We start from the raw sequence: 9,462 nt of genomic DNA on the forward strand, positions 1-9,462 counted from the left end.
TTCTTTAGCTTCGATTACTTCCAGGTTTTCCACTAACTTTTCCGCTTCTGTTTTTTCCACTTGCTTTGTCATATGTTTCACCTCCTTAACATGTATGATGGATGGCCTGTTACTCCCAGGCTCTCATCTATTTTTCTGTGTCCAACGTATTGAAACGGAACGCATGAAATGCACTCCCCACTTCCAGCTCTTTAGCTTCGATTACTTCCAGGTTTTCCACTAGCTTTTCCGCTTCTGTTTTTTCCACTTGCTTTGTCATATGTTTCACCTCCTTAACATGTATGATGGAATGCCTGTAGCTCCCAGGTCATCTATTTTTCTGTGTCCAACGTATTGAAACGGAACGCATGAAATGCACTCCCCACTTCCAGTTCTTTAGCTTCGATTACTTCCAGGTTTTCCACTAGCTTTTCCGCTTCTGTTTTTTCCACTTGCTTTGTCATATGTTTCACCTCCTTAACATGTATGATGGATGGCCTGTTACTCCCAGGCTCTCATCTATTTTTCTGTGTCCAACGTATTGAAACGGAACGCATGAAATGCACTCCCCACTTCTAGCTCTTTAGCTTCGATTACTTCCAGGTTTTCCACTAGTTTTTCCGCTTCTGTTTTTTCCACTTGCTTTGTCATATGTTTCACCTCCTTAAAATCACTTCAAAGCTAACTCTTCTAAGGTATATTTCACTTTCAGATAAACGAGAATTAGACTTCTTCTTTCAAAGACAATTTTATATTGCTTTTTAGAAGCCTTTTATCATAAACGACTGTTCCTATAGCCACCAAATATAACCCTATACAAATGATCAACACGTATGAAAATCCAACCTGGGAAAAGTCACCTTTGTCAGTTCCATAGTCCAGAAAAGTGTTGAATACCCCCGCAGCGAAAGCTCCGGTTCCAAACTGTACCATCTGGAATAACCCCATATAAACCCCTGTTTCTTCCTCGGGAACGGACAACATAGCAATTTTATTTTGTGTGGGCATGGAAATGACACCGGCCAATCCAAAAAGGAGAAATGCAAAGATAAAGAAAATTAAGCTGCCATTAAACATTGTCAATGTAAGATTTACCATTCCAATTATGGAAATCGAAATAGATAAAAGTAAAAGGTTTCTATTGTCTTTTAAATCTGCAAGTTTACCAGCATACCCAGATAATAAAACTGCCAATATCGAATCTGCCATAATGATATAGCCAACAATATCTGGTTGAATATTGTGTATATCCCGCATGTAACTGGGAATGTAAAGCACTATTACATTTGTGATCATAAATAGAACGAATATTCTCACAATTGAAGAGATAAAAATGGTGTTTTTTATTGCCTTTCTTGGAAGTAAAGAAGTGTTTCCTTGGTTTGCCCGTTCATAAAATACAAATAAAATTAAACTCAATATTGTAACAGCAATAGAAAGCGACCGTTTCACTACACCAATATCATCATTGAATATAAATTGAAAACTGATTACCATAACTAGTAAAGCCAAACTGTTTTTTAAAGGTAAATGAAGGTTTGCCGTGATTCTTTTTTTTGATTTGGGAGTTACCATTAGTACAAGAATTAAGGATATGCAGCTTATGATAATCAATATTCCAAATATCATTTGCCAAGGGTAATATTTTATTACCAAACCACCAACAGCTGGTCCAATAAGTGAGGCGGTCGCTAAAACTCCGGAAAACCATCCAAAAGCCCAGCCTAATTTATTATCCTTAAAACTTTGCCTGATCAATAATACCTGGGCAGGTACTACCATTGCATCTGCAATTGCCTGAAGTGTCTGATACAGCAAAAACAAATTCCAATTATTTGTGGTTCCACTAAGAATGGTAGATGTGATAAATAGCGACAGGCCAAATATCAACAATTTTCTTGCGCCTAAAACATCGGCCACTTTACCAAAAAGCGGAATGAGAAATGCGAAAAAAGAGAAGAAAAGAATATTTCTAATTTGAAGTGTGGAATAAGAAATATCAAAAAAGTCTACAAGATTAGGGAATGCAATCGTCAGCATGGACGTAGACATCACACTAGCTATAACACATGAAGAAATGGTTATAATCAATAATTGATCCTTATTTAATTTCATATATATAATCCTTTTTTATTTATTTTATTTAAATTCCCCTTTAGTCATCTTCCTTTTTTGATATTGATATTTAACCTTTTTCATGCTGATTCGGTAGATCATCTATTGCAGGCAGATCATCTACAGCCAATTTGACGCCTGAATCAAATTGTAAAACCAATGCTAGCACTAATAGAATGGAGAACCCAGATACTAATATTTTTTTCATATACCTTAACCTCCTGATATTGATTGATACAGCTAGTATAAACCATCCAAATATGGTACATTTTTCTTGTATAGCCACTACAGAGTATTTTTTTCGATATTTAGTTGGTGTTTCCAATGAAATACATAAAAAAATATAAAAGTATTTATATTTTTAGGAGTTGATAAAATGGATGCAAGCATTCCTTTTAAACTTGGAAATGTACTCTACAATTTAAGAAAAAGATCAGGTATAACACAAAAAGTTATGGCAGAGGGTATCATTACTCAAGCACAACTAAGCAACATCGAGAAGGGGAAGGTCATTCCATTAGCGACTACTTTATATGAGCTCTCATTACGTTTAGGCATCAGCATTGAAGATATCCTTTTAGAAACTTATTCAGACCGAATGGAATATAGTGAGGAAGTGAAATCTCAAGTCAGGGTTTCCATTAGAAATAGAGAGTATCGGCAGGTAAAACGGATTCTCGAAGCAGAACAGTACCATGCAGATTTCCAGTCACCTATCAATAAACAATTCATCCTCTGGCATTTGGGGATAGTAGCCTATTATTGTGATAATGATATATTGAAATCCCTGGATTTTTTAGATCGAGCATTAGACTTATCTACTCATTTTCATATTTTATCTGCTCAAAAAATAGAAATTTTGAATAGCAAAGCCATTATTTATAACGAAATAACTGAATATAAAAAGTCAATTGCCTCTTATATAGATGCCCTTAAGCAATTTCAACAACTTCCAAAAACTTCAATGAATTATAGAATTAAAGTCCGGATTTATTACGGATTGACAAAATCCTTACATAAGGACGCACAATATTATGAATCTATAAAAATTTGCTCTGACGCCATTCAAATTTTAACGCGGGAAGAATCTATGTACCTTTTGGGTGAAGTATTATATCAACGTGCCCAATCCTTTCAGTCACTGAACAACATGGAAAGTGCCACAAAAGGGTATGAAGAGGCAAGGAATATATTCTTATTGCAGCAGAATTACGAGTTTGAAAAAGTCGTTCAGGAAAGACTGCATGAGATAAAGAAATCTCTATAATGACTGAAGAATTCACACAGCAAAACAATGCTGTACTTTTTTGGTTAGTATAATGTTCATGTGTTCGGCTTGGAACGTAAAAAAAGAGTCCGTAACATTATTACCGATAATCAAGCACGAGAGCTAAGGAAAGCGGTTATGGCATAACGAAAGGAAAGCATTCCATCCAAACTGGAAATTCATATCATAAAAAGGACTTTTATATTTTCAATCCAAAATAGCCAAGATTTATCGAGGTAGATAAAAATCAATGACCCGAATTAAAAAATCACCAGAAACCACCTTCTTCAAACCATTCAAATAGGCCTCATGAACAAGACTAGCAGAAACCTACCTTATTCAAGCTGGAAGCGAAGGATAGCATAGGGGGTTCCCTATCTAAATTCCTCGATGTCACGAATTTTGAAACGCATCATACCCACATGGTTCCAGAACCTCTCAGAACGAACCCTATCTGTCTATTTCCATCCATAAAGTTGAAGCTTTTTTTCAAATTCTGTCATCAATGTTACAATAACAAGGTTGAAATCAACAATCTATAGAACACGTGAGGTATCATTCATTTTATGAAAGCATTACGATTATTAAAAAGTTTTAACTTTTTATATTTTGGACTGCTTGCCATTTTCATTCCGTTTCTCCCAGTCTATCTGGCTGATCAAGGTTTGCGTCCAGCCCAAATCGGATTCATCATCGGTACAGGAGGTTTTGTCACCCTCATCACCCAGCCTTTATGGGGAATGATCAGCGACAAAACGAGGACAATACGAAAGGTTCTGTTGTTACTCATCTTTTTCTCGAGCGTAATCGGTTATTTTCTCTATGATTCAAGCAGCTATCTACAGCTTATCCTGTTTGCCATGCTGCTCTATTTCTTTTTGATGCCGATCGATCCCCTGACGGAAAGCCTCAACTTCACGATTGCAGAGAAATCTGGGATCAGCTACGGTTCCATCCGGACATATGGTGCATTGGGTTATGCGGTCATATCGCTGATCACAGGCTACGTTATGTCATATTTCGGAGCAAACAGCCTGGCTTTCCTTTTTGCCGGCATAGGTTTGATCAGTTTCATCGTCAGCTGGATGATGCCTGATGCACCCGTTTCAGGGAAACCTGTCACCTTAAGCAGCCTTAAGCATTTTTTCAGCAATAAAGAGACACTTCTCTTCCTGCTATTGGTCTTTATCTGTGCTGTTCCAGCAAGGATGAACGATACTTTCCTCGGGGTGTACATCAGGGAACTTGGAGGGAGTGCCAAGCTTGTAGGCTTGACCTGGTTCTTAGCGGCAGGAAGTGAAATCGTCGTATTCGCCCTAAGCTTCTGGTGGCTGCGCAAGGGTAAGGGAATCATCATCATTTCGTTTGCAGCAGCGTTTTTCTTTATCCGCTATTTCGTCTCTGCGTGGATAACCGATCCACATCTATTAGCTTATTTGCAAGTCATGCAGCTATTGACTTTCCCGATCTTCTACTCGGCTGCCATCCAATATCTTTATCGGATCGTTCCCGTGGAGTGGCGTGCCACAGGCCAGACCGTACTGGCACTTTTATTCTTCGGGGTTTCGGGAATCATTGCTTCTTATATAGGCGGAGCCATATATGGGGCTTTTGGGGGCAAGACCCTTTACCTGTTCATCTCCTCCATCTCCTTTATAGGGATGGTATTTGCCTTCGTTCTTTATCGGATATATGGCAAGAGGCTCGATACTGCAGAGGAAGCTGTATAATCTTGAAAAACTGCATAAAAAAGAGCATGTTTTGATCAAAACATGCTCTTTTTTATATTCCGTTAGCGAAATAAGGGGGCAACCGTTAACATTAGCACCGAGAAGCACAGCAGGATTGTCGTTGTCCTGTTTGAGAGTTTTACTTGTTTGCCATTTTTATAGAACCCTGAAAATTGAAGCCGGTTTTTATAGAGTACATAAAGTAATGGGAAAATTGCCATAGCAACAATCCATCCGCCTGCGGTATTCTCAACGGTTATACCAAAAATCGCATAGATTGAATTAATGATGAATCCCATTATCATTCCAATCACGAAAATAATGGTGATTATACGAAATAATTCTAAGATCACTCTTAACATCATTTCACCTACTTTTTTCCCGTTATCCGTAAAAAAAGGCTGCAATCAGCAACCTTGAAAGAACTTTATAGGATGGGACACTTCCCTAAATATAACAAACTCTCATCTTTTGGTAAATAGACGCTATTTACTCTTCTTCTTGAACGAGCGAATGCTTAAAAGCGTAAATCACCGCTTGCGTACGGTCCTGTACGGCAAGCTTACTTAATATATTGCTGACATGCACTTTGGCTGTTTTTAGGGCTATGTATAGTTCATCGGCAATTTCCTGATTCGTTTTCCCTTGTGTCATCAGCAGCAAAATTTCCATTTCACGGTTTGTCAATTGATCATGAAGCTGGGTGATCTTTGGGCGACGTAGCTTTTCCATCATTTTCCCCGTCACTTCAGGTTCAAGTACGCTTTGCCCTTGGAACGTGGAACGGACGGCTCTGGCAATCTCGCTGGCCTTTGATGTTTTTAACATATAGCTCGTCGCTCCGGCTTCCAATGCCGGGTACACTTTTTCATCATCAAGAAAACTTGTCACAATGATGATCTTTGCTTCTGGCCAACCCTCAATAATTCGTTTCGTCGCTTCTATGCCGTCCATTTCCGGCATCACCAAATCCATCAAAATGATATCCGGGCGCAATTCCATTGCCAGTTCGACAGCTTTTAAACCATTGTCCGCTTCCCCGATCACTTCGATATCCGCCTGTGCGGATAAATAAGCCGATACCCCTATCCTTACCATTTCATGGTCATCGACAAATAATACTTTAATCATCATGATCACCTCCAGCATTTAATAATGGGATTTTCACTTCAAGTTTCGTTCCTTTATTCGGAAGGCTTACAAGTTGCATCGTTCCGCCTAATTCCACAGCCCGTTCATGCATGTTTTGCAGACCATATGATCCCGTTTTCGACTCCTCGACATTAAAACCGATACCATCATCCGTTATCCGTAAAATGATCAGCCCGTCACGAACGATCAATAGCACTTCAAGAGAATTCGCTTTTGCATGTCTTAGTGTATTGGAAATCGATTCTTGTAAAATCCTAAACAGATGGTCTTCAATCCCCTTATCCAGAGTGACAGTTTCCATCTTCCAATTTATGTCCATCGTCACTTTTTGGGCCAATTCCTCCAGGAGCTCCTTCATCCCCGCCTGTAAAGATTTTCCCTTTAATGCAACGGGTCTCAAGTGAAGTAATAAAGCCCTCATCTCAAGCTGGGATTGATGGATCATCTCTTCCACTATCTTGAATTGTTTCATTTCCGTTTTTTCCATATCTGATTGTGACTCGGTAATGGCCGACATGAACATCGAAGCGGCAAACAATTGCTGGCTTACCGAATCATGCAGTTCCCGCGCCAAACGGTTTCGTTCCTGGGAAACGATTTCCTGGATCTGTTTCTCCTGATCAATGGCCTTTTCATTCGCCATTTTTTGTGATAATTTCGTCTGCTCATTGATTTGCTTATGAATCAGTTGCATCCGTTCCACCATTTTAGCCATCTCTTGGACCGGATACGCCTCCTGTTGCGAAGGTAAGCGCCCCTGTTCAAGTAAATATAGACCTTCATCCACCCTTTCCAGCTGCCTCTTCCAAAACAACCCCGAAACGACACCATAGAAAAGCCCTACCGTAATGACCAGACTTGGCAGGAATATGACGAAAGGCAAGCCCATGACCACTTTCTCCCACAATACGCTCCAGTCGGATAAAGGAAAGATAAAGAAAACAGCCGCCGGCAATGCAAGGGAAAGTACGAAAGAAACACCAAGGGCAGTCAATATCTGCCGTGTCATTATGCTCATACCCGCTTCACCTCTAAATCCCCAACTAAGATTGAAGTGATGATATGAACCTTGTGATCCGTTTCATTGAACCCTTCCGTTTGGTAGGAATAAATCTGATTAAAGACCCTGGATTCAGGCTTATTTTCAAAGATCCTCGCTCTGCCTGCAATGACCGAATGATGGACCCTGATTTCGATGCCATACGGTACAAGCACGGTAATATTGCCAATGATATTCCTGATGGAAATGACAGCATCGCCTTTCGGTAAAATCGTTTTGCTTAAATCGATAACCGTATCACCGACCCCGCCTTGAACATTCACGGAATTCCATTCATATACATGCTCGGCCGTTTGTTGATGACCGAAAAACTTATTTTTAAAAAGGTAATCGGTTTTCAGCAATTGTTCCTTATTGATCTTTTCTTCGTCCGAATCATCATTGGTTAAAATGGGACTGACCCAATCAGGATTCTTTTTGGACTGATAATATAAAAGCAAAAGATAAATGAGGATCGCCATAAGGAAAAATTTAAAGACGAACATATTCAAGACAGTGATGATAAGGGAAATCAGCCCTATAAAAAATAGGATTTTCCCGATTGACCGTTTTGTGAATTTCCTGCCTAAATAGATACATCCTATTGAAAAAGCGAGGGAAAAAAGGAGACCTCCACCCGTAAATGAAATCTCTAAAAAAAGCAGGACGACTCCGATGAGAAGTATCCATCCCATATAGTCCGTCTTCATCTTGTTCAACATCGGTTCGCCTCCCCTGTATATGATCATGATATTCTTAAAAGGCACAGGAACCCGTGCCTTTTAAGAATACCATGAAATTATCACGTTCTGACAGCCTGTTTTCCCCCGCCCTCATTTCCTGGAAGTCAGGGGATAACAGCAATGCTTTAAAATACCTTTACGCTTCTTTCTGTTCCAGTTCCTTTTCAAGCTGGACAATCCTGGCATCGATTGTATGCCGATTATAATCTGTATGGACTTGATGCTCGATGCGATCGATATAATGCTCCATTTCTTCAAACATCGCTACCGGTTTGGCGTCGGAAATGCCTCCGTCCAAAACCCGATTGATCCGGTTGTTTGCCCGGGCAATATTCTCCCTGCCCATCAGTTCCATCCGCTTTAGATGCATATCCTTGAGCTTATGCTTCATTTCTTCATACTTCCGCTCCAGTTCAGCCAACTGAACTTCTGCACTTTTTTGCGCCTCCTTCAAACTTAGCGCACGATCTTCATAGTGCAGGCTTTCCTTGAAAGCAAATTCCATTAAATCGGTTTCTCCTGACTGCTTAGCAATTTCAGCCTGATGCTTACGTTTTTCAGCCAGATTTTGCGCTTGATCATATTCACGCATAAACTCTTCTTTCAAAAGATATTGACGTTCAAGCAGCTTACCGACCTTTTCTGTCTCCTGCTCGCATTGACGTAAATATTGATTTAACATTCCAATTGGATTTTTTTGCTCCTTTTTATCCAACAAGTCGTGAAAATCCGCTGAAATCGTTTGTTTCATTCTTGAAAATAAATTACCCATTCCAATTCCATCCCTTCTATTAGTTCTTATTCAACTCTTTCCACTCTCTTTCAAAATTTGAGAATGGGTCCGTTTCTTTCGATACATTTTCATCATTTTCATTCCACTTTTTATAAACCAGGTAAAGAACATAAGCTGCAACCAGTCCTAATATCGCTGGGATATGGGAAATAGCAACTACAAGCACGATAAGGGAGATTGATCCCCAGGCAATCTTGGCTCCTGTGGATTCGGACTTCATGAACTGTTTCAACCCAAAGTATAGGATCGCCAAGCAAATCGCCAAGCTGATTAATGGACCAACATTCGCTAGCAACATGAATAATGCGATCAGTCCTACAATAAATAAACCAAATTTCTTCATTGTTTTCGTCCTCCTTTCCATGTTTATATCTTATCTAGTTTTACGAGTTCGTATAATGAGCCTTAGCTATATTTTCTATTAAGACTTAAGGCGTAGTTGCTATAAGCCCACACTAACGAGAGTGTTTTGTTCCTTAATTTGAGAGATTTACTCGTGTTTGGGCATTTTACCCGTGAATTGTGGCGTTTTACTCGTGAATTGAGCGTTTACTCGTGAATTGAGCGTTTACTCGTGAATTCAGCTAGTTTACTCGTGAGTTTTGGCGTTTTACTCGTGAATTCAGCTAGTTTACTCGTGAGTT

The 9,462-nt window shown here is 39.5% G+C and carries 13 protein-coding genes; 2 read left to right on the forward strand and 11 right to left on the reverse strand.

All coding sequences use genetic code 11. The annotated features are described in order from the left end of the window. Positions 1-127 precede the first annotated feature (127 nt). The 5 genes from ACFX4L_RS24025 to ACFX4L_RS24045 all read right to left on the reverse strand — a co-directional run bounded on the left by ACFX4L_RS24025 (position 128) and on the right by ACFX4L_RS24045 (position 2,302). Positions 128-259 carry a hypothetical protein gene (locus tag ACFX4L_RS24025; RefSeq protein ID WP_284149542.1) on the reverse strand — a complete coding sequence of 44 codons (132 nt, stop codon included), beginning with the start codon at positions 257-259 and terminating at the stop codon, positions 128-130. 52 nt (positions 260-311) lie between these two features. Then, on the reverse strand, positions 312-443 hold the full coding sequence (locus ACFX4L_RS24030) for a hypothetical protein (protein WP_284149542.1): 132 nt from the start codon (positions 441-443) through the stop codon (positions 312-314). A gap of 55 nt (positions 444-498) precedes the next feature. Beyond that, a complete protein-coding gene (locus tag ACFX4L_RS24035; RefSeq protein ID WP_284149542.1) occupies positions 499-630 on the reverse strand; it encodes a hypothetical protein in 132 nt (43 codons plus the stop codon). Positions 631-702: 72 nt separating this feature from the next. Further along, complete coding sequence (locus ACFX4L_RS24040) at positions 703-2,094, reverse strand: MFS transporter (RefSeq protein WP_317778077.1); 1,392 nt, start codon at positions 2,092-2,094, stop codon at positions 703-705. 70 nt (positions 2,095-2,164) lie between these two features. Then, positions 2,165-2,302, reverse strand: coding sequence for a hypothetical protein (locus ACFX4L_RS24045; RefSeq protein ID WP_284469888.1), 138 nt, complete (start codon positions 2,300-2,302; stop codon positions 2,165-2,167). A 168-nt stretch (positions 2,303-2,470) separates the two neighbouring features. On the opposite strand from ACFX4L_RS24045, the gene ACFX4L_RS24050 reads away from it, so the two are divergent. Continuing rightward, positions 2,471-3,361 (forward strand): helix-turn-helix domain-containing protein, encoded by an 891-nt coding sequence (locus ACFX4L_RS24050; protein ID WP_377382169.1) that lies wholly within the window; start codon positions 2,471-2,473, stop codon positions 3,359-3,361. 566 nt (positions 3,362-3,927) lie between these two features. Next, positions 3,928-5,091, forward strand: a complete 1,164-nt coding sequence (locus ACFX4L_RS24055; RefSeq protein WP_377406455.1) for an MFS transporter — start codon at positions 3,928-3,930, stop codon at positions 5,089-5,091. A 62-nt stretch (positions 5,092-5,153) separates the two neighbouring features. On the opposite strand, the gene ACFX4L_RS24060 is transcribed toward ACFX4L_RS24055, so the two are convergent. The 6 genes from ACFX4L_RS24060 to ACFX4L_RS24085 all read right to left on the reverse strand — a co-directional run bounded on the left by ACFX4L_RS24060 (position 5,154) and on the right by ACFX4L_RS24085 (position 9,161). Continuing rightward, the gene (locus ACFX4L_RS24060; RefSeq protein ID WP_284469887.1) at positions 5,154-5,453 is read right to left on the reverse strand and encodes a hypothetical protein; all 300 of its coding nucleotides are present in this window, start codon (positions 5,451-5,453) and stop codon (positions 5,154-5,156) included. A 127-nt stretch (positions 5,454-5,580) separates the two neighbouring features. After that, complete coding sequence (locus ACFX4L_RS24065; RefSeq protein ID WP_284469886.1) at positions 5,581-6,222, reverse strand: response regulator transcription factor; 642 nt, start codon at positions 6,220-6,222, stop codon at positions 5,581-5,583. Further along, positions 6,215-7,261, reverse strand: a complete 1,047-nt coding sequence (locus tag ACFX4L_RS24070) for a sensor histidine kinase (RefSeq protein ID WP_377406457.1) — start codon at positions 7,259-7,261, stop codon at positions 6,215-6,217. Before ACFX4L_RS24070 ends, ACFX4L_RS24065 begins: the two co-directional genes overlap by 8 nt. Continuing rightward, the gene (gene liaF, locus ACFX4L_RS24075) at positions 7,258-8,004 is read right to left on the reverse strand and encodes a cell wall-active antibiotics response protein LiaF (protein WP_377406459.1); all 747 of its coding nucleotides are present in this window, start codon (positions 8,002-8,004) and stop codon (positions 7,258-7,260) included. The genes ACFX4L_RS24070 and liaF overlap by 4 nt, the downstream gene beginning before the upstream one ends. 157 nt (positions 8,005-8,161) lie before the next feature. Next, positions 8,162-8,797, reverse strand: coding sequence for a PspA/IM30 family protein (locus ACFX4L_RS24080; RefSeq protein ID WP_377406461.1), 636 nt, complete (start codon positions 8,795-8,797; stop codon positions 8,162-8,164). Between the two features lie 19 nt (positions 8,798-8,816). Then, positions 8,817-9,161: a lmo0954 family membrane protein gene (locus ACFX4L_RS24085; protein WP_377406463.1), complete on the reverse strand. Its 345-nt coding sequence runs from the start codon at positions 9,159-9,161 to the stop codon at positions 8,817-8,819. Positions 9,162-9,462: the final 301 nt, after the last annotated feature.

This window comes from Peribacillus sp. YIM B13482 (genome assembly GCF_042787975.1).
GTDB classification, from domain to species: domain Bacteria; phylum Bacillota; class Bacilli; order Bacillales; family DSM-1321; genus Peribacillus; species Peribacillus simplex_A.

Coding starts and splice junctions, on each gene's coding strand:
- liaF (WP_377406459.1), bottom strand. CDS start 8,004: ATGTTGAACAAGATGAAGACGGACTATATGGGATGGATACTTCTCATC.
- ACFX4L_RS24025 (WP_284149542.1), bottom strand. CDS start 259: ATGACAAAGCAAGTGGAAAAAACAGAAGCGGAAAAGCTAGTGGAAAAC.
- ACFX4L_RS24060 (WP_284469887.1), bottom strand. CDS start 5,453: ATGTTAAGAGTGATCTTAGAATTATTTCGTATAATCACCATTATTTTC.
- ACFX4L_RS24070 (WP_377406457.1), bottom strand. CDS start 7,261: ATGAGCATAATGACACGGCAGATATTGACTGCCCTTGGTGTTTCTTTC.
- ACFX4L_RS24040 (WP_317778077.1), bottom strand. CDS start 2,094: ATGAAATTAAATAAGGATCAATTATTGATTATAACCATTTCTTCATGT.
- ACFX4L_RS24055 (WP_377406455.1), top strand. CDS start 3,928: ATGAAAGCATTACGATTATTAAAAAGTTTTAACTTTTTATATTTTGGA.
- ACFX4L_RS24050 (WP_377382169.1), top strand. CDS start 2,471: ATGGATGCAAGCATTCCTTTTAAACTTGGAAATGTACTCTACAATTTA.
- ACFX4L_RS24035 (WP_284149542.1), bottom strand. CDS start 630: ATGACAAAGCAAGTGGAAAAAACAGAAGCGGAAAAACTAGTGGAAAAC.
- ACFX4L_RS24045 (WP_284469888.1), bottom strand. CDS start 2,302: ATGAAAAAAATATTAGTATCTGGGTTCTCCATTCTATTAGTGCTAGCA.
- ACFX4L_RS24080 (WP_377406461.1), bottom strand. CDS start 8,797: ATGGGTAATTTATTTTCAAGAATGAAACAAACGATTTCAGCGGATTTT.
- ACFX4L_RS24065 (WP_284469886.1), bottom strand. CDS start 6,222: ATGATTAAAGTATTATTTGTCGATGACCATGAAATGGTAAGGATAGGG.
- ACFX4L_RS24085 (WP_377406463.1), bottom strand. CDS start 9,161: ATGAAGAAATTTGGTTTATTTATTGTAGGACTGATCGCATTATTCATG.
- ACFX4L_RS24030 (WP_284149542.1), bottom strand. CDS start 443: ATGACAAAGCAAGTGGAAAAAACAGAAGCGGAAAAGCTAGTGGAAAAC.